This is a genomic window from Pseudoalteromonas sp. S1650, from assembly GCF_005887195.1.
Lineage (GTDB): Bacteria > Pseudomonadota > Gammaproteobacteria > Enterobacterales > Alteromonadaceae > Pseudoalteromonas > Pseudoalteromonas simplex.
On record NZ_PNDF01000026.1, the window covers coordinates 70,195 to 89,982 of the forward strand.

The following is a 19,788-nucleotide window of genomic DNA, read 5'->3' on the forward strand; positions in this document are numbered from 1 at the left end:
ATGAAAATAAAAGATACGTTGTTGGAATCTGACTTTCCGCTCGATGTGGATGATGAGCATTTCCATCGTCATGAGCTTACTGAAATATTAACTAGTGGTGGGCAGGGTGTAGTGTGTAAAACAAATGATCCTGAGCTGTTGGTTAAGCTACCGCTGGCTGATGCTGCGACAAGGAAGATGTTGACGGATCCTAATGAAATAGAAAGGCACAAAAGAAAATACCTAGGTTTGAGTTTGTTGCCTATCCCAGAAGATATTCCACTGGCGTTACCTGCAGCGAGCCTGTCAGATACTGCAGGCTATATAATGCCACTTGTCGGGGGGATGGTTGAGTTTGGGGAGCAGTTTTTTTTAAAAAAAGCTAAAGCGAAGGCTATGTACAAAGAGCGTGAAATACCTAACTGGTTATCTAAGTTGTTTGAGCAAGAAGATGAAATCAAAAAGGGAAAGGGAAATTACTTCAGTTTAGAAATCATTCATTACCTTAATGGTGGGGGCCTACGTAGAAGACTTACGGCCTTAACAAAATGTGCGTCGATACTTGCAAGATTGCACGCACACGGTTTTGTCTATGTGGATCTTTCTCCGGGAAACGTCTTTATCTCAGATAGTATTGAGCACTCGGAGGTATGGATGATCGATGCTGACAACCTTCGTTATGAAGGAACAGAAGGCACCAACTATTTTACCCCTGGATATGGAGCGCCAGAAGTAGTTCAGGAGAGAGGTAATGCAAGTCAGTTATCTGACAGCTATGCCTTTGCAGTCATGGTATTTATTCTGTTGTCTATGACCAATCCGTTTGATGGCATTGCTCTGGAGAGTAATGATGACGAAGGCGATTGGGCTGATGAAGACGAATGGGGCTGTGATTTTGGGGGGGGCGACTCGGAACTCTCGGCGGATAAGAAAAAGGAGTTTGGTATGCTTTCTTTTGTTGACGATATAAATGACAACAGCAATGAGGCTCCAAATAGGGGGCTTCCTCGGCAGTTAGTTTTGACTGAACAACTGAAAGTTTGTTGTCAAAAAACGTTAGGAGAGGGAAGAACAGAGCCGAGAAAAAGAACACATATGTACCTATGGGCCACTGCACTAGCACAGGCTGAGGATGTAACAATAGCCTGCAAAGGCTGTGGTATGACTTATTATCCTCACCAAACAGAGTGCCCTTATTGTCAAAGTACATTGCCTAGCTATGTAAAAATGACGGCATATTCAGACCAAACAAAACAAACTGTGGTTTGGGAATGGGCTAGAGAGGTTAGTGAAGATAAAGTTCTAAGGGTACCACAACGCCTAGGCCTACCTTTTTCTTTGAAAGATAACGCTAAAAGTTTCATAGAGATACAAAAACGCAAACAACAATTTGTCATAAAGTGTTTAGATGAGTCGCTATTAGTTCATTGGGCGACAAGCTCTGAGAATGATGGTGAGTTTAGAAGACTTGCCGGTGATTTAGTGTTTACGCCCGAGATTGGAAATGATGGCTTGTATCTTTACATAGAGAGTACAAACTCAAGGCTAATTCACTTACAGCTGTGTGGGGAAAGAGCATGAAGCTAGAACACTTTAGCAGTATGCCGAGTTTTTTTGATGATGTTTGGGCTGTTCCAGAAGACAAAGAAGCATCGATTAAACTAGGTCTTGCAAAGCTGTCTATTGCTTCGGATGGACAGAGTTTGCGTATTGTAACTCGAATGAAGCGTCACTTGGTGCGCCTTCAAGACCAGGCATTAATGTCGGACATTATTCATTACTTGAAGCGAAATACAGCCCATCTTGCTGAAGTTTGCAGGATAGCTAAAAATGGGCACATTCAACTTCAAATTGCTTTTTTTAATGGAGATTTGCTTGACCTCGATGAAGTCGATATTAACCTGGATAGTGAGTTACTAGCGAGGGCAAATAGATTGGGTCTTAGGTCGCCGGATTTGAGTGCTCTTGCAAACTTATTAGAAGATAAATGTACCCTCAAAGGCAGTATCTACGAAGAAGGGGAATATTATTTTCCTCTCTTAACTGGTAGAGCTTCTGGTGCTATATGGAAAGGAAATGGATCTGAAGAAGAGCAAGAGGTGTTGCTTGATAATGGCTTTTCACTACTTGGGGATAACGTGCAGCTTGCTGTTAAGCAGAGTGATACGCTGGGAAGCTTGACTGCATCGCGCATATCAAGTGGTTGGAGTCAGAAAGCACTAGGTGCAATTCGACTGGCAAAAGGGCAGATCAGCCTGTCTGATGGGGATAAAAAACTACAAGAACTCTCCAAGCACCTGTTGAAATCTTTGTTGGAAGATGAAAGTCACTCTAGTTACCTAAAAACATGGGATAAATATGGTGATATTGAAGGAGAATTGCTTTTAGAAAGGGCTAGAGCTGTAGGTTACTTACCTATTCCTTCAGAAAAAGCTTTAGAGGTTGTCCCTGGAGGAGTGAAAATATTCTTTCATGAAAACCTCCCTAGAGGAATAGTAAAAGGTTCTCAATTAGAGGTTGTGGATCAAATGCCAGTTTATCTTGATGATCAGGAGATGGACTGGAAAACTTACTGCGAATTTCTTCTTGAGTCTTCTAATCCCCAATCTAGTCATAATTTAAATGCAGCCCAAAAGGTTGTAGGCCAAGTAGTTGAAGTAAAGGCTCGGGGTGAAAGCTGGATTACTTTAGATCTTGAGCAAAAACCATTACAGGGTGTCCACGCACTGGTTTTGTCGATAAATGGCGACAAGATTCAGGTAGAAAGACGGATGCTGGCACGGAAACTGATTTTGGAGGGCAATAGTGCAAACCCGCAGCTTGGACTATTAATAGAGGAAGAGGGAAAGCCAAGCATAGCTAAACGACACAATACTATTGCCCCGTTAACCGCTTTTGTTCAGGAAAAAGTGTTTGCTCACCCGCCGACACCTAGCCAGGAACTGGCAATAAAGGTCGCATTAAATACACCAGATATTGCCTTGATCCAAGGCCCCCCAGGGACAGGAAAAACCACGGTTATAGCGGCAATAATTGAACGACTTAACCAAGAGTATAGAAAGACAGGAAATTACAAAGGACAAATACTGGTATCGGGTTTTCAGCATGATGCTGTTGAAAATCTATTAGCTCGTTTGAGTATTAACTCACTTCCATCGGTCAAATTTGGGAAGAAATCCGGGACTGAGTTTAGCCCAGATAGGGTAGACCAGAAGATTGAAAGCTGGTGTGATGGTATTGCAGACAACCTACGAAAGCAAAATCCACAACTAGCATCTTCGGAGTCTCTAAGAGTAGTTAGGAGTAAGCTGGCGCTGTATCAAGCGTCTCCCACAAATGAAATTGCTCTAAGTTTGTTGAAGCGGCTTCAAGAGTTCTCTGATGTTTCATTAGATCATGATCTAAGCCAAAGAATCAGTTATATGATTAAAGAACTAGGTGATGCTGAGAATGGTGCAATCTCTGAAACGATTTCACATGTGCTGGCCCTACGGTGCCATGAGCGATCTTTTAAAGATGATGGTCCCGAAAGGGCAATGGCATTGTATCGAGAGATGGAAGATATACTCGATAGCGCAGAATTGGCATTGCTTAGAACCGCATCAATTTGGAATGAAAGTAAGGAGCTAAAGTTCCTCCCCGAACTGAGAGCATTAAGAAGCGACCTACTTAAGCGTTATAGCCGCAAGCGGGCCTATCGAGTGTCAAAGCCTAGAGAAGATGTATTGGCAATAGTTAATCAATCAATTGAAACTTTGTCAAAATCCAAACAGTTCTCTGAGCGTACGGATAATGCATTGGTAGACTTTCTTTATGAATTGGACAACAACAAGGATGGGATAAAAAGAAGTCTAGCGGAGTACAACGCGGTCTTTGGAGCGACAGTTCAGCAGTCAATGGGCCAAGATATTCGAAGTGTAAAGCTAGATAGCGGAGTAGGAGCGAAGCGCTTGTCATATGATACAGTGATCATTGATGAGGCCGCACGCTGCAGTCCTAGGGACCTTCTAATACCACTTTCTCAAGCAGAAAAGCGAATTATTTTGGTTGGTGATCACCGCCAGCTACCACACATCATTGATGAGGAAATAGCTCGTCAGCTGGAAGAAGGTGAGCAGACAAAAACAGAAGAAAGTATGTTTGAGTATTTGTTCAGTCGCCTCAAAAAGTTAGAAAGCGCAGATGGTTACCAACGAACAGTTACATTAGATGCTCAATTTCGTAGTCATCCTTTATTGGGTGAATTTGCTAGTAAGTATTTTTATGAGCCAAGCAATGAAGGGTATGAGTCGCCATTACCTGCCAGATTATTCGGACAAAGCTTAAAGGGTGTTGAAGATCAAGCGTGTGCTTGGATGCATATACCTAATCGACAAGGTGGTGAGAAACGAGATAGTTCACGTAGTGGATATCGGTCATGTGAAGCGGAAGCAATAGCCGAAAAGGTCAATGAGTGGTTAGTCTCGCAGGAGGGTAAGGAGCTGAGTTTTGGAGTTATCAGTTTTTATAAAGCGCAAGTTAATGCAGTTTTTAAGGCCTTGAGTAAATACGGCATAACGACAAAAGAACGCGGTGAGTGGGAAGTAAAGGATGAATACCGGATGCTTCCTTCGGGTGAAGAAAGGTTAAGAATAGGTACTGTCGATTCGTTTCAAGGAATGGAATTTGATGTTGTATTTTTGTCAATGGTTCGGACACAAGACCTACTGAAAAACTCAAGTTACTTAGAACAAAATTGTGAGGATAGAAAAGAGCAGGCAAAAGTATTTGGTCATCTAATGTCACCAAATCGTTTATGTGTCAGCGTAACCCGGCAAAAAAAACTGTTAGTAGTTGTAGGAGATATAGATCTTGCTGACCATTCAATTGCTAAACAAGCAGTGCCGGCTCTGTATGGTTATTGTCAGTTGGTTAAAGAACGAGGGGTGGTGTTGTGAGTATCGGTAGAGACAATCGCCCGAAAGTTATCAGTTTCAACGAGAAAGTCAGTGGATTACGAGTCGCGAGGCGGAAACATTTGCTTTGGCCGTGCCGAATGTACTCAGTATCGATGCAAGCTCCTTTAGATAGAGACTTGAATCCGTTTGAGGTTTTAATACTTAGGCTATGCGCAAATTATATCAATGATGTAGCTAAGCTCTCATCGAAGACTGGTTTTGATAAGGAATTGGTACAGTTTATCTGTTCACGCCTAGAACAACTTGGCCTGCTTGATGAAAGAAGGAAGTTAACTGCCACAGGTATAAATAAATTTGAGGCTTTAGATAACGTTAGAGATAACACTGACGTTGAATCTCAAACAGTAGCGGCACACATTTATGTTGATAGTATTTCTAATACTCTTTTGCCAATAATTACAAGAAAGAGAGAGTACGAGCATGTGTCTTCCTCTGAGGGTAAAGATGCTTGGACTATTCACCTTGGTTCTGCCGGCCAAGGATATGAAGTTAACGCTACCCGTCTACCACCCAAAGGACTTATATCTCAAGGTCCTCCGACATCAAGTCAGGTAAGTAACGTTATCCAAAGATACCGAAAAAGAAGGTCAATCAGCCGCTTTCTTTCAGGGGATCCTATAGATCAACGGCACTTCTCATTCGATGTTGCATCTATTACTGTTGAAGCAGAATATGAAAATGTCTACTTACATACTCAACTGCTTCTTCAAGAAGGAAGTGATGAGTTCTTGGTTACTGATGGGTTTGGGTTAGGATTCAGTCAGCAATTCAGTGAGGCTATTGTTAGCTTAGAACCCAAATGGCTTAAACACTGGAAAAGTTGTGCCCAGGTAACTGAGCTGGGTAATACGGAGGTTGAGCCCATTATTCATAAAAGTACAGGTTCCTCCAGATATCCGAGACTTACTAGATATCTAGATTCGGCAGAGGAAAGCTATACTGAAGCGATGCTTAATCCTACTTCAACGTTTACTCAAAAACAGATTGAATCAAAGCAAAATAAACTAATTAAGAAGTTGTACTCTGCTTTGGAGATGACCTTCGCTATTGTAAATACTGACTGGCCTGTGTCTGATTGGAAGAACTATTTTCAACAGGGAACGGATCGAAGTAATGCAGAACTAATTCATGACTATGCAAGACGTTTAGGTTTTCAGTTTGACAAGCTTACGAAAAAATTTTTGTTTGTTTCTATTGGTAAACTAAAACGAATCGGTATTGAAGAGCCTGAGATGCAACCTGAGGTAGTGATGGCAATATTGTCTGCACATATAAATCCTTTGCATCCATTGCGTAAGCTGGGGCGAGAGCATATTGATTTGCTAATCATGCTCTCAAAGTTAAAAGAGCTTCGAGACCCACTCCAGCATGGGAAATCCTTTGAGATAAGGCAAAAGGAACTAAAGGCAGCCCGGCGGGCTACGTACCGACTGATTACGGCTTTACTTCCAGGTACATCACATGCATTGCCAAAAGAAACTAGAGCGAAAGATAACTTAAGCCAAGCAGAAAAGCAGCGTTTTGAAATTTCTGTTCTTTTAGATGATGAGTTCGGTTTACTAGCCATGCAGCGAATGGATGAAGCAATTAAATCGGAGTTGATCCGAAGCGAGCTTATATATGCCAAGCTTATGGACTCATCTCATAAAAGGCAAATGGTGGATATACAGCCATGGGCAACAGCGATATTAGGGATTGTTCAAACAAGGGTCTTCCAGCGCATTTCTGATCTGGATATCTCTGAGCTTACGGGAAAAGAAGTTAAGGTAAAAGCTCAAGAGAGCGCATCAAAAGCAGGCTTTCGTTTGCCTAAAGGACAACTTCCAGAAGGTATTCAAACTGTGAACCTTAGGAGAGCTGAAGCAGCATGTAGGGGGATTAATACTACTATCGGTGCAGAAATGCTGGCCTGGTTAGTGTTGGATAACCATAGTCAACTTAGTTTCATCGCTAAATCAGTACCAGAGTGTCTTGGGAAAATCGGTGAGATGATTCGGCATAGAGGTCATGGAAATAGGCCAAGTTATGTCGAAGGTGGTGCTCTTGTTACCCTAAGACAAGAAATGTATCAAATTATCAGAAAATTTATAGAGATAGATAATGTCAGCTAAGAATATGGATAGGTTTAAAATGGTTAAGAGCAAACCAAATTCAAACACTAAGAAACAAAACCCAAACAGTGATACGCTGCAGGATAAAGAGCAACTACAGGCTTTGCACACTGAGCTAGAAGCTAAGGAAAACCATCTCAACAGTTATGCAAAAGAGCTGGAGTCTTTAGAAGCTGAACTAAATAAAAAAGAACGATTACTGACAGATGAAACTGTTCGATTGAGAGCAAAAGAGCAAGAACTTTCTTCTCAGCAAGTGCAAATAGAGGCGGGACTTCCCGGACTTGTAGCCAAAGAGTTGAGCGCAGCAAAAAAATTGCTAGAGAAACAAAGAGCAAGTTTCTCAGAGCAGTTAAGACAGTTTGAAACAGAAAAAGCAGAACTCGCAGTTAAAGAGTCGGAATTAAAACGGCTGGAAGTAAAGTGTCAATCTGACTTCGCAGCAGAGAGAAAAGAGTTTCAGAATAGTTTATTGGAACTTCGCCAAAAGGCTAACAACCAGGTAGATGAAGAAGCTGAAGCTAGAAAAGAAGAGCTGTTTAGAGAGCTAGAGAAACAGCATCAGCTATCAAAGCAGAAGTTGGTACAAGAGCTAGAAGGAACTCGCCTGGAGGCAGAAAAGCAGTTAGCCGAAAGAACAAGCGCTATCAATGCGAAAGTGAGTGACAATAATGCTAGAGAAGCAGATCTTCAGTCCAGAGAAGAGCAACTTGATTTTCAGCAAAAGCTATATAATGAGAAGAAAGAAAAGTTGAATGAAGATTATGCGCAGTTTGAGCTGAAAATAGCAAAAGCAGTCCAGGAAAGGCAGGCAGGGTTTTCTTCAGAAGAGCTGCGTATGAAAGAGGAATGCGACAGGCTGCGCGCAAGTCTTGATAGCTCTAATAGAGAGCTTAGCCTCTACCAGGAACTTAAACAGAAGCTAAATGGTGAATCTCCGGAAAAAGTGCTGTTTGAGTTAGCTGCTTATAAAGAAGAGATTGTTACCCTTAAAGAAGAACTGACAAGAAGACCTGAGCAACAGGTTCAGCAGTTGTTTGAGCAAGCAAAGTTAGAAAAGGGACTGCTCGAGTCCAGCAATGAAGCTTTGATATACGAGCGTGATGTTCTCAAGAGGCAAATCAAAGAGCTTGAAGATAGTAGCTTCGAAGCAGAGATGTGGCAAAGAAAATATGAATCTCTGGAAGTAAGAAGAGATGCTCTAGAGAGGGTAAACTCAGAACTCCAGCAGGAACTGGACCGATTAGCTCCTACAGCAGTGAATGAAGTGAGCCGAGAAGTACGTCTCGAACAGATTAACACGCCTGTTGTTAGCCTAAATGAGGAGCAGAAACAGCAGCTGATTGTTTTTGATAAGTCGAAGCTACGAAATGAAATGGACTGGCTTGATGTTATTTATAAGCGTTGTGATGAGTATGGCCTTAAGTTCAATCGTAGAATACTGTTTGCATTTCATACCGCTTTAAAGGTTGCTGAATGGTCACCAATAACAGTACTTGCTGGGGTTAGTGGTACAGGTAAGTCAGAACTACCAAGGCTTTATTCTCACTTTGGTGGAATTAGTTTCTTGTCTCTACCTGTGCAGCCAAACTGGGATAGCCAAGAATCAATGCTGGGTTACTTTAACTCCATTGACGATCGGTTTGACGCTGAACCTGCACTGAGGTTTTTACTACAAAGTCAAAAGGAATGTAGTAATGAGTATCCAGGCTTGAAATATGGCGTTAACTTGCTCCTACTTGATGAAATGAACCTTGCACACGTCGAGTTATATTTTGCCGAGTTCTTGAGTAAGTTGGAGCAGCGCCGGGGCAAAAAGCGGGGAGATACCCCTTGTCTTGATATTAAGTTGGGTGCGAAAGACGGAATATACCAGCTACCACTTGAGAGGAATGTTCTTTGGGCCGGTACTATGAATCAGGACGAGACAACCAAATCTCTGTCTGACAAAGTTATTGACCGAGGAATCGCAATTCATTTCCCTAGACCAAAGGAACTTCATAGTCGACAGACGTTGGATGTTTTGCCAGATCCTGAGCCAATGCTTCATTATAAGGAATGGCGTAATTGGGTAAGTATTTCTAGCCAAGAGGTTCCAGATAAAGAGCTCAAGAAATACAAGTTAATGGTAGAAAAAATAAATAGTTGCCTGTCTTCTGTCGGTCTTGCTCTTGGCCATCGTGTCTGGCAATCAATTGAATTTTATATGGCAAACTACCCAATGGTAAAAAACTTAATTGACACAAATACCGAGGATACAAGCAAGTTAAATAAGTGGCTTAAGATTGCGTTTGAGGATCAACTTGTACAGAAGGTAATGCCGAAACTTAGGGGAGTCGAAACCAGAGGTTACGGAAAAATAAACTGTTTAGATCCTATTAAACAATTGCTGACAGATAATGATTTCTCAATTGTTGAAGATTTTGAACGCGCGTGTCAGTTTGGTCATGGCCAGTTCATGTGGAGTAGTGCGGAGTATTTGAACAATGATGAAGCATTTTCAGAGCTGGAAGAGCTGCCAACCGAAGAGTTAGAAGGCTCTGCTGATGAGTGAGTTAACGTGCTTAGACTGGAGAGAGTTTGAGGATCTTTACTACGCTTTAGATGACCAGAATATCCGCGGAGATGCAGAACAAATTTTGCGCCTTCGGGATTGGTTTAATGGGCTTTGCACGTTTGACCCTCTGACGAGTCTGCCTGAGTCAAGTAACCTGAGTTCGGTGTTGCAAAGCATCGCATCAGGTAGTGGGGAAGAGAAAGAGCTATCGCAACTTAACGATCGATTCTCAAAAATCATCCAACAAGTTGACCTAGCAGTTAACGAGATTCTATTTAATCCTAGGGAAAAAATGGTACGAGAGCATAGCTTCGTGCCAGTTCCTAAAGTGAAGCATGTAGACAGTAAAAGTATTCAGTGGTTGAGTCGTCAGCCGGGGCGAAACATGAGGGAGAAAATGGCATCTTCTTCAAAAATCCTGGCTGTCGTGAAAAACACATCTTTAGACACGTCAGAAAACCGGCTGTTTAAACATTTCCTCTTAAGAGTCGAGAGGGTTTTCTTAGCAAGAATAGAGACTCAGAGCTTGGTAGCTGAGCGGCCTCTTTATGAAGAACTGCTGTCGCGTATTCAGTACTGGTTAGCTCAACCAGAAGTAAAAGGTATTGGTTATTGGCGTTCGCTTTCACCAAATAATGTTTTATTGCAAGATAAGCACTATCGAAAAGTTTGGAGCTCTTGGCAAGAGCTGAGGAAACTGGATGAGACCTTGTTATTGGATAATAAAAACAGCGATCAACAGTTATCTACTTATATCTTCTGGAAGATACTTGCCTATTTGTCACAACACAAGGAAGTTAAGTTAGTCGAGCAGCCTACACTATTTCAGTATGATCAACTTGAGATTACGACAGTAGTACTGATAGAAGGTCGTGTGTATCTAACTGGTCAGCCACCACAAAAGCTTATTATTCGATTAGATAACAATTTAGTTAGAGTTCAACTGGGGAAAAAACGCCTACAGCTCAAAATGACGGCTCGGACTATTGATGTTGTAGACCATTCAGGAACGGCATTGGCAAGCTATATGAAAGGTTTCCATAAGGTAGATAGATTAGTGGTGGAAGTAAACCGGTTGCTGGTGGGGCACGAACCAAATAGCTTGCAACAAACTACCTTCAATAAATTTGTTGAGCATGATCCGGTTACTGTCGAAATAGGCTCACTTAACACTAGGGTTAAAATTGCAGGCAAGAAGACTCATGTTGCTCCGTTGCGTTTCTTAAGACAGTTTTGGCAGCATCAGGATGAAAACTACCCCGTAGACTGCAGTTTATCTTCAGCGTTGCAGCTAGGCGATTATGCAGAGACTATCACCTGTAAGCATCTATGGAACGATAACAATGACTCAATGCTTAATGTATCAATTGATAGTTATGTACACTCTTTAAAAGATTTGATAGGTACGCGTCCACTTACTTATCTTGTTCCGGATTATTTGAATGAGCTCGGAACTGAACAGCTTCGAAGAAGCTTGAATCTTGCTTTTTTAGATGCGAGACCACTACCAATGAGTATCGCATCATTACTCTTATGGCAAAGAGGGAAATCGTTCGAAAAAACAGACATTAGAGACGGTGACCTGTTTTTTATTCTTGATAGTAGTGCTGATAATCTCTACATGATACCGGTGGTCGCAAAAATACAGGACAGTTACAAGAAACGCTTACCAGAGATGAAAGGTGTGATTTGGGAGAGACATCCACCACTCAGACTTTCTGGCTCTTCAAGTATGGAGCTAGTTGAGAAAAGTCTAAATATAGAACTGTTTTCAGCCGTTGAAGGATTGCTGAGTTTCGATGAAGTTTTTGAAGCAGTCGGTAGGTTGTCAATTGTTTCTAACGATGGAAAGTGGTTGGATTGGCCTAAGTCTCTAAAGGAGAAATTGACCGATATAGCGAAGAGTAATCAACTGATAAAGGGTGAGTTCCTTGCTGAGTCTAGACGTCACGCTGTCAGTTTTGATCGTGTACGAATGCTCTCATTGACTAGGACAGTGAAGAAGCCAAAGTGGCTAGAACCTGGGGCCTGGTTGAACAATTCAGGTTTGTTGGTCGATTGTGAAGATGTTATCCAGAATAATATACGTTTTGTTGATAGCGGTATCCTTTGGCGAGACCACCTTCCACAGCTTTCAACTCGAACAGTTGTCGATGGTATTGAGCGCGATTTCTTTTTTGTAAAAGACGTCCCACCAATTCAACCTGTGAGAGGGAAAGAGGTATCTATCGAGTTGGATGAGAAGTTTGTTCTTTCTTCGGGGCAAAACTATTACGAACTTCCTCTGTTTTTAGGTACGAGTAAGGAAAGAACTAAACATTCGATTCGTTTGGAATCTCAGGCTTTTCCACTAACTAAGAATACAGAATGTTTATTGGAACTCTCATATACTTATGGAGCGGATCAACCGTATAAACTCATATTTATACCGAATGAGCGGAAGAACGCTGAGTTTCGTAGAGTTGAAGCTAGGTGGACCACGTCTGGTAAGAAAGCCGAAGTATCTAGCCCTACCTATCCTCGAATATATGCATGGGAAGACTTTAAAAACTATTCTGATGGTGTGAAAAGGGAGCCTCAGGATTTACTAGACTGGTTGGAGCGTGAATTTGAAAAAATTGTAGCAATTAGGGATTTTGTGTTTTCTGGTGATAATGGGAAAAGAATAACTATTAATACGCGAGGCTCAGAGTGGTTTACAGATAGAAATGGAAGCCGTTGTTGCAAGTTTCAGCACCCAAGGTACGGAGAAATCTTCATTCATCAAAGCAACTACGAAGACTTTGATGAATGCCGGTACGAGATATCACTCGATATAGTCCGAAGCAATAAAGGTAACTGGCAAGCACGCTCGATTACAGAGGCAGGTTTGTTGCCGAAAGAGTCGAAATATGTATTCAGTAATAGTTATCGTTTCCCAATGTTGACTGTTTGGAACAATGGCAACAACTTATCGGACGAATCAGTACCACAGAAATTTAAGGTTCTAGCACAGCAGGCGGTCGAGGCTGCGACACAGTTGTTATTTAGTCGGTTGCATAGAGAGGATTTACCTTTCGAAATAGAAAGAGAGCTGCAGCAATTTTTGTGTTATCTGCATGTAGATATGCCTATCGAAATGACGAATAGGCTCATTGCTGAAATTGACAAAGGGGATATGCTTGGGAGTTTGCCTTACCAATTACCTTATGCGTTGGGTGATGTTCACGCTGATTGGCAGAAATCTCTAATGAAAACTCTGTTGAAATTGGTAAGCAATAGAGGTTTGAAAGCTTCAAAAGCCTTAGATATTCTATCTATCGCTGCATGGAGAGAACCAAAGTTTATCTTCGGTTTTGAACAGAAGCAGGTAGAGCCCATATTGGATTCGCTAGTAAATGCATTGCAGTTTGATAACGATGATTTGAAGAGTGGTGACAAAGCTAAGCCAGTTCGCTGGAACTCACTTCTCAGAAAACTAGAACTTTTACTTGCGTTAATACGTTTGAGAGACAGTGATGAGCCAGAGGTCAGTAAAATATTCTCACTAGAAAGTAAAACCATCAATGCAGTGACTAAAATAGTAGAAGAGATCAATACTAATCACGGAGCTAAATTAAACAAGCAGTTAGCACAGGCTCGTGCTGTTAAATCACGTGTAAAGTTTGAGCTGAATAAACCTGACACCATGAAAAATACACCTGATATCTTGTATGCTCTCCGGCTTTATTTAACTGGGGATACAGGTGCAAACCTCATCACGATATCTGGAGTTGTTGATGATGCTTAGCTGCTGGGCCACTGGTGGAGTAAGCGTGATTGGTCCATTACACATCAGAGAAAATATCCCTAATCAAGATTATTGGTTGGGAAAAGAGTACAGCTGGGGCTCGGTCTTAGTTGTTTCTGACGGATTAGGTAGCAAGCCTTATGCGGATGTAGGTTCTAAGGCCGCTTGCGAGTCGGTTATTGAAATAGCTGAAAAATGGGATTTCGATAAGGATTTTGATCAAGACAGATTTACTAGCCGCATTCATTCTGAGTGGTTGAGACGCATATCACCGCTAAGAGCAGAGGATTGCAGCGCTACTTGTTTGTTTGCTATTCAGGTGGGTTGCAGTTGCTTTCTAGGGAAGTTAGGTGATGGTTTGATTTGCCTAGGAAGTCGCTCAGATCAAGCTTATCTAGAAGTAAACCATGATAATAGCCAAGGATTTTCAAATCTTACCTTATCACTATACTCGCGGCACTATTCCTCAGACTGGCAGGTTTCAATTCATGATTCATCGTTATATGACTTTGTCTTTATGTGTACCGATGGCATTGCTGACGATTTGCCACAAGAAAATATCAAAGATTTTGCATGTGGTGTTGTTGAAAATTACGAGTCAAAAGTATCCGACGGAAAAGCTTTGAACGCTCCAGAGTGGCTAATTAATTGGCCTGTAAAAGGACACTCTGATGACAAAACATTCGCTTTAATGATTAAAAAATGTTAATTCAAATGCTTAGAATCGTTAGTTTCTATTATATGTTTGTATCTAGTAAAGAAAAATTAGCTTTTATCTCTTTAACTATATGTTTTTTAAACAAGCTTTTGTCTAAGTATACGTATGAGGTATTTTGATCAACATTAAAAACAACTCGATCTCTGGGAAAGTTGTAGTAGTCAGTGTTGTCTAGCATTAAACCAAACAATTGATAAATATTATTATCTTCCCACTCAACTTGGTGTTGCAGCGTGCTATCAATAAATCCAAGTTGATCTGGCTTTAAGTCGATAACACTTTGAACTTTAAAGACAAATGTGTTTTCAGCAAACCAAAAGATGCCAACTTTGATATTCATGAAGGGCTCCTAAACTTATTTTTCCCGACATTACTCGGTTAAGTCCAATTTAGAACCCTTCCTCATAGCCCATTTCTGCGAAAAAATTTTAGTTTTTATATAGCGCTTGTTATTGCCACTGGTATGAGTAAGCAAAATCTAGATGCTATAAAACCTCTCACTTATTTCATCGCATAGCTTGGTTTGGTAGATAATAGAAGACTGCAGTAACTCAACATCTTCAGGCGATAGGAGAGGGTGGCGGGTTTTCTTATCGAATCGCGTTGTCATTTCTTCGAGTAGTTGTTCATGCAAGCGCTTTATGTCATCAAAAATTTGCTGCGACTGGGAGAATAAAAACACTTTGTCGTAGTCGCCATTTTTAAGTGAGGCTAGGTACTTTAAAAGAATGGCTTGCCGTGCTGTTTTGTTCTTGAAGGAGTGTTCGACTTCTATGGCTGCAATTGAGCCATCTAATAAGCGTGCTGCGCCATCGACTGTTCGGGTCTCTGTGCTTGTATTGGCGCGCTTGAATTCGGGTTCAGTTATAAAGCTTTGCCACATGGGGGCGTAGGTGCCATCACTATGATAAATGTGAATACCTCTTAACATCACAAAGGCGTTAATTAGGTTATGCATTACGTTGTTATGGTTAAACTGTAAGGCGGGGTTGGTATTGGCTCTGAAGTACACATCAATATTCATTATTTCTTCAGCGTACTTTGCTGCACTGTAGGTTGGAACATAGACGCGCCCATCGGGGCTACGATGTGTTTTAACGAGCTTTAAAAAGCCATCGCTAGTGAGCCTATTTAAATGCTCCAGGGCTAATCGGTGTGAGATGCTATAAAGCCAACTCACAAGGCCTGGTGTGATGATAGTAAATCGAATGGCGATGAGGATTGAGAGCTTCAGGCGATTGCTAAACTTTTGATGATTGTTTGCACCTTCATAGTAGCGCATATCAATATCAAAATAGCGAGGGTATGCGAGCTGAAGTTGGCTACTGGTATTGTTGTTTTGAATGCTTGTCATGTTTAAAGACCCAGGTTATTAGTTTGAATCTTTAACTAGCAACCCACCTTGCAAATTATCGCTTTTTAGCGATTGTTTGCCGGTTTTCCTACCGGGATGCTTTGTACGCGTGCCCGGCAGAGTTGTCGCGATGATTATCGCAACAACAGGCAGCTTTCAGCTGATGTCTTCACAACGTTGTTGTTCAAACATATGGCTTAAAACGCCCGTCATCTCTGATGTTGCTCCGCAACGAGCTGACTCAACGAGCTACCGCTCTAGCGTATTAAGCCATAGCGCTAATGTACCGAGCTACGCTCTGTACTCACCGCCACAATGCCGCTTTATGAACAGGCGATGGGTGCCCCATTATCCGCCTTCATCATCTCGCTTACTTTTCTATCGAAAAGGTGGTTCGCTTTTCAATTTGTACCAAATTTCAACCGAATTTCGCTAGGGCGAAACATCATCGCGGTGAGTACAGACCAGCTGTACATTCGCGCTGCTCCATGTTTCTTCGGCTTCGCCACGGCACATTACGCGACTTATTGGTCTCATTCTGAGACGCTTTTTATTGCCTAATTTCGTTCCGAATTAGGCTGGATGTGATGTCTTTCAGACGAAAAATAAGTCTACTTCGTAACAAAACAAAGTAATATTGTCTGTGAATAGTGAGATAAATAGAAAAGAAGAAAGTGATAATTCAAACTGTTTGTTGCTGAGCTTCGCAGTCAAACAAGTTTGTTTTTTATCACAAAATCATTAACTTTTAAAGAGAACTCACCCACTCTAAGAGGTTAAAAAATGACGACTACATCGATTAATCCTGCAACCGGTTTACCTATCAATGATGCTGATAATGGCAATTGTGTTGATATAGGTGGCAACGTATTTGGCACAGATAACAGTGACTTTTCTGATACAACAAGCTGTGATTCTTTCTCTGTATTTGATGATACTGATTGGGGGATAGATATTTCTTGCGGTGGAATAGATGAGTTTTAAACATTCATTTATCTATCGCAATCGTATAGAAATCGTTATCGGACTGGTTCTATTCAGTGGTGTTGGATTTACGTTTTTCTCCGATGAATGGATATCAAAGTATGGCCAGGGTACTAGCCATATTTATATCAAAGCGCAAGTAATGCCCGATCAAGAAATGATCAATCTGATCGGTACAATTAAAAAGCACCTAAAGGAATTCAATGTTAATTTGTGGCTGGAAGTTGCATAACAAATTAAAGCAGCGGAAAACCACTCGCTGCGCTCGCGTTTTCCGCTGTTTAAGGCGTTACCGAATAAATACTCTAACGCGTCTTTGTCCAGAAACGTGTTTGAATGGGGCCGATCAATCTGTAGATGCTCAAGACAACCAGTATGATACTTTATTACTCAGTTGTAGCGTGACTCAGACTTTGTAGTAGGAATTAGTATGAATCTTTATTTCTTGGCGAGTATCATTTAGAACGGAACATACAGGGTTACTTGACTGCTTAGTATGAAACTTTATTCCTCTCCTACAAAAGTTCACTTTTCTAACGATGAGGTGAGGCCGTTTTCTATCAAAAAAGCTATTAAGTCTTTAGCTGATAACCAAAACTAGAACTTTAAGTAGTAGCAGTCTAAATCAGCTAAGTTAAATACGTCCATTTATTAGAATAGCCACCTATTTTTATTAAGTGGGTATTTTATAGCATCTATTTGTTGCCAACTTACTCGCACTGGTAAACTGAAGCCATACTCATGAATTCATCAACTATCGTGCTTAGCTGTGGAAACCTAGTTTTAACCTCGTATAAGTACATCAAAAGCTTTTGATTGTTGGTTTCGCAATTCAGATAAAAAGGTATGGTTATTAAGTAGTCAGCAAGTGCTGGTGGTATGATTTCAACATGACCGGCATTGTTACGAAGCTCGAAAAACTCTAAGTCACTAACAGCAGAAATGTTAAGTTTATTTAGTTCATCACTTTTGCTCTTAACATACTCAATATCTGCCTTCATTGCCCAAAATGGTACCCAAGCTGAGTTGCTGAAGTTATTTATAAGTTTTTTATAATCACATTTTTCAGTCAGGCTACAATCTAAGAATTCTAAATTAGCTTCGTTGATGTCATAAGGTAATGATTTTACTGCCTCAAAACTGTCTTTTATGACACCAGTCTCTTCAGTAGAGGCAAACTTTATACGATGAAGCCAATATAAAACTAAACCATCAGCATACTCGCTGCTTAAATTTTTAAGGTTTATTCCAGCATAGCTCTCAACAGGAATAAATTGGCCGTTCCAAGTAACCGGTTCAGAGAACAGAAATGTACCTTGGTTAAGCTTGCCATTAAAGTGATCGATAATAGTTGAGTAGTCAAAAGTTGGCTCTACACTAGAGTTGTCAGCGGGGTGACGTAATTGCAAATAAACTATTGATAAAATAGAGCAAAGTAAAATGGCAATGATAAACCACTTTGAGTTTTGATATTTTGAGTATTTATTCAGGTTTGTAAACATAAAAGCCTCCATATGTATGCTTAATAATGTACAGATATACGCAACATATAGAGGCAAAAAAAATCTAATATTTTTAAAAAATTACTTTTTATTTTGAGGTTGCTCAGCTTTTCGTAGCCCTACCTCTTTTTTGATTTCAAGCTCTTTAAGCTCAACATCACGCTGGTGAGTGGCTTGAATTGCTTTTTGTTCATCGCTCTTTCTATTCTGCAGTCGCTTTTCAAGTTCATCGAATGCAACAGACACTTTCTCTTCTACTGTTTTAGCACGCAAAGACTGTATTGCTCTGTTATATTCTTCATAAGGCATTTTTACAAGAACATATGCATTTGCTACTCCAGCAACATTATACAATTCACGCTTTACTCTCTGCGCACCGGCAACACTAACTTCTTCGACAATTGAATCAATAAGCATATTAATTTGAGTCTCAAGGTTTGAATCTAGAGTCTGGTTTTCATATGAACGCTCTTGGCCAGAGATAAGTTGTTTAAAGCTTTTTGCTACATCAAATTTAGCTCTGAGCTCGGCTGCCTTTAATGCAAAAGGAGGTTTGTTTGATGAACCGTATCCAACGCCAAATACACCTGTTGAGTCAGATTGTGGTACATCTAAGTACCAATCTGGAATACTATTAATGAGTTGGTCCATTTCCTCGGTTTTTTTATCAACTTGCTTTTGGTGAGCAACTTCTATCTGTTCAATTTTTTCATGAATACCGCTACTAGAACATGCTGAAACTGTTAGTACAGTGATCGCGATTAATAGGTGACGTTTTAAAGTTTTCATGCATTTCTCCAAATTTGAATTTCAAAAGTAACGATAAAGGATGTTTAAAAACGCGCATTTTTGAAAAAATTTAAATTTGATAAATCAGCAGGTCAGCATTTATGATTCGTATAACCCCCAAATTTGTGGGGTTATTGAAGAAACTAAAGGGTTTTTGCATGAACAAATTCGCTATATTGTTTGGGTTGTCATTTATTTTGCCCAGCAAAGTATTCGCTGTAATTGGTGGCGGAGACCAAGGCGGCCCAGCATATGACAGTTGGCAAGGGTTGATTATTAAAGATGAAAATCGTTGCTATCCTGAGGTTAAGTTGCAGGCTTGACCATTCCGAGAGCGCTATTTGCTCCCTTACCTTTTCTAGATAGTAAAAACTAACATCTAAACAAATGATGACCTGAGTGTGGCCAACTGAAAACTATTTTAATTTTAAGAGCTGTTAATTTCGTTACTTTTACATTATACAAGTTTATCTTTAGTTTAGGGTGTATTTACATTTACGCATATCTACAGCTTTGTCCTTTCTAGCCATACTTCTCATTCTAAATATTTAATGACTTTGTTTTCTTAGTTGAAATATAGATTAACTTCAGACCTTATTTCTTTCGTCAAACCATCAACAGGATCTACTTACATCGTTATTTAAATATAAAATATATTGTATACAATGATAATTATATGTTACAAAAGTGTTTCTCTTTCCGGGTTGGATAGAGAAAACAATAATTATCAAAGGTAAATTATGAAAATTAAAACATTAATTCTGGCGCTACCTATACTTGGAGCAAGCTCTTTAGCTCAATCAGCTAACCTGCAAGAGCGCTTGTTTACACCAAAAAATGCAGAAATTGAGCGCACACATCATCACGGTGTAGATCACCAACATAATGAAAAAGCCCCTATAGCTGAGTTGCAAAAGCAGCCGCAACAACTTAATCAATTTATGATGCGCAGCCAAGCCGCCGTTGTCAGTTGTGATTTAGCTGCGATGGCAAGTGCAAGCACTAGTACAATTATCACTGAACTTAAAAGCCAAGGTACTAGTTGTATTAATGAACTTTTTAGTGCG

General features: G+C 40.5%; 13 protein-coding genes and 1 pseudogene. 10 read left to right on the forward strand and 4 right to left on the reverse strand.

The genetic code is table 11. The features are described from left to right. From CWB80_RS09970 to CWB80_RS09995, 6 genes are all read left to right on the forward strand, one after another. On the forward strand, nucleotides 1-1,560 hold the full coding sequence (locus tag CWB80_RS09970) for a protein kinase domain-containing protein (RefSeq protein ID WP_138600863.1): 1,560 nt from the start codon (nucleotides 1-3) through the stop codon (nucleotides 1,558-1,560). Continuing rightward, nucleotides 1,557-4,916, forward strand: a complete 3,360-nt coding sequence (locus tag CWB80_RS09975; protein WP_138600861.1) for a DEAD/DEAH box helicase — start codon at nucleotides 1,557-1,559, stop codon at nucleotides 4,914-4,916. Before CWB80_RS09970 ends, CWB80_RS09975 begins: the two co-directional genes overlap by 4 nt. A 98-nt stretch (nucleotides 4,917-5,014) precedes the next feature. Continuing rightward, the gene (locus CWB80_RS09980; protein ID WP_138686279.1) at nucleotides 5,015-7,048 is read left to right on the forward strand and encodes a hypothetical protein; all 2,034 of its coding nucleotides are present in this window, start codon (nucleotides 5,015-5,017) and stop codon (nucleotides 7,046-7,048) included. Beyond that, nucleotides 7,038-9,602, forward strand: coding sequence for a DUF8727 domain-containing protein (locus CWB80_RS09985; protein WP_138600857.1), 2,565 nt, complete (start codon nucleotides 7,038-7,040; stop codon nucleotides 9,600-9,602). The genes CWB80_RS09980 and CWB80_RS09985 overlap by 11 nt, the downstream gene beginning before the upstream one ends. Beyond that, nucleotides 9,595-13,374 (forward strand): DUF2357 domain-containing protein, encoded by a 3,780-nt coding sequence (locus CWB80_RS09990; RefSeq protein WP_138600855.1) that lies wholly within the window; start codon nucleotides 9,595-9,597, stop codon nucleotides 13,372-13,374. Before CWB80_RS09985 ends, CWB80_RS09990 begins: the two co-directional genes overlap by 8 nt. Nucleotides 13,375-13,399: 25 nt before the next feature. Beyond that, nucleotides 13,400-14,083 (forward strand): PP2C family serine/threonine-protein phosphatase, encoded by a 684-nt coding sequence (locus CWB80_RS09995; protein ID WP_167350245.1) that lies wholly within the window; start codon nucleotides 13,400-13,402, stop codon nucleotides 14,081-14,083. Nucleotides 14,084-14,111: 28 nt separating this feature from the next. Here CWB80_RS09995 and CWB80_RS10000 read toward each other — a convergent pair whose 3' ends face one another. Then, complete coding sequence (locus CWB80_RS10000) at nucleotides 14,112-14,432, reverse strand: hypothetical protein (RefSeq protein WP_138600853.1); 321 nt, start codon at nucleotides 14,430-14,432, stop codon at nucleotides 14,112-14,114. A 138-nt stretch (nucleotides 14,433-14,570) separates the two neighbouring features. Then, nucleotides 14,571-15,446, reverse strand: coding sequence for a hypothetical protein (locus tag CWB80_RS10005; protein WP_138600851.1), 876 nt, complete (start codon nucleotides 15,444-15,446; stop codon nucleotides 14,571-14,573). A gap of 783 nt (nucleotides 15,447-16,229) precedes the next feature. Between CWB80_RS10005 and CWB80_RS10010 the strand changes: the two genes are divergently transcribed. After that, nucleotides 16,230-16,430, forward strand: coding sequence for a hypothetical protein (locus CWB80_RS10010; RefSeq protein ID WP_055022470.1), 201 nt, complete (start codon nucleotides 16,230-16,232; stop codon nucleotides 16,428-16,430). Continuing rightward, nucleotides 16,420-16,662, forward strand: a complete 243-nt coding sequence (locus tag CWB80_RS10015) for a hypothetical protein (RefSeq protein ID WP_138600849.1) — start codon at nucleotides 16,420-16,422, stop codon at nucleotides 16,660-16,662. The genes CWB80_RS10010 and CWB80_RS10015 overlap by 11 nt, the downstream gene beginning before the upstream one ends. 478 nt (nucleotides 16,663-17,140) lie before the next feature. Here CWB80_RS10015 and CWB80_RS10020 read toward each other — a convergent pair whose 3' ends face one another. After that, nucleotides 17,141-17,932, reverse strand: a complete 792-nt coding sequence (locus tag CWB80_RS10020; RefSeq protein WP_138600847.1) for a hypothetical protein — start codon at nucleotides 17,930-17,932, stop codon at nucleotides 17,141-17,143. A gap of 81 nt (nucleotides 17,933-18,013) precedes the next feature. Further along, the gene (locus CWB80_RS10025; RefSeq protein WP_138600845.1) at nucleotides 18,014-18,721 is read right to left on the reverse strand and encodes a hypothetical protein; all 708 of its coding nucleotides are present in this window, start codon (nucleotides 18,719-18,721) and stop codon (nucleotides 18,014-18,016) included. A 158-nt stretch (nucleotides 18,722-18,879) separates the two neighbouring features. On the opposite strand from CWB80_RS10025, the gene CWB80_RS22545 reads away from it, so the two are divergent. Next, entirely contained in the window at nucleotides 18,880-19,044 is a 165-nt protein-coding gene (locus CWB80_RS22545) for a hypothetical protein (protein ID WP_171041515.1), read from the forward strand. A gap of 417 nt (nucleotides 19,045-19,461) precedes the next feature. Continuing rightward, nucleotides 19,462-19,788 (forward strand): annotated as a pseudogene (locus CWB80_RS10030) (collagenase); the annotation flags it as partial.

What these genes read in the sequence shown, in the direction of transcription:
- CWB80_RS09985 (WP_138600857.1), top strand. Translation starts at nt 7,038, where the DNA reads ATGTCAGCTAAGAATATGGATAGGTTTAAAATGGTTAAGAGCAAACCA.
- CWB80_RS10010 (WP_055022470.1), top strand. Translation starts at nt 16,230, where the DNA reads ATGACGACTACATCGATTAATCCTGCAACCGGTTTACCTATCAATGAT.
- CWB80_RS10020 (WP_138600847.1), bottom strand. Translation starts at nt 17,932, where the DNA reads ATGTTTACAAACCTGAATAAATACTCAAAATATCAAAACTCAAAGTGG.
- CWB80_RS09970 (WP_138600863.1), top strand. Translation starts at nt 1, where the DNA reads ATGAAAATAAAAGATACGTTGTTGGAATCTGACTTTCCGCTCGATGTG.
- CWB80_RS10015 (WP_138600849.1), top strand. Translation starts at nt 16,420, where the DNA reads ATGAGTTTTAAACATTCATTTATCTATCGCAATCGTATAGAAATCGTT.
- CWB80_RS10005 (WP_138600851.1), bottom strand. Translation starts at nt 15,446, where the DNA reads ATGACAAGCATTCAAAACAACAATACCAGTAGCCAACTTCAGCTCGCA.
- CWB80_RS10000 (WP_138600853.1), bottom strand. Translation starts at nt 14,432, where the DNA reads ATGAATATCAAAGTTGGCATCTTTTGGTTTGCTGAAAACACATTTGTC.
- CWB80_RS22545 (WP_171041515.1), top strand. Translation starts at nt 18,880, where the DNA reads ATGAACAAATTCGCTATATTGTTTGGGTTGTCATTTATTTTGCCCAGC.
- CWB80_RS09980 (WP_138686279.1), top strand. Translation starts at nt 5,015, where the DNA reads ATGTACTCAGTATCGATGCAAGCTCCTTTAGATAGAGACTTGAATCCG.
- CWB80_RS09975 (WP_138600861.1), top strand. Translation starts at nt 1,557, where the DNA reads ATGAAGCTAGAACACTTTAGCAGTATGCCGAGTTTTTTTGATGATGTT.
- CWB80_RS10025 (WP_138600845.1), bottom strand. Translation starts at nt 18,721, where the DNA reads ATGAAAACTTTAAAACGTCACCTATTAATCGCGATCACTGTACTAACA.
- CWB80_RS09990 (WP_138600855.1), top strand. Translation starts at nt 9,595, where the DNA reads ATGAGTGAGTTAACGTGCTTAGACTGGAGAGAGTTTGAGGATCTTTAC.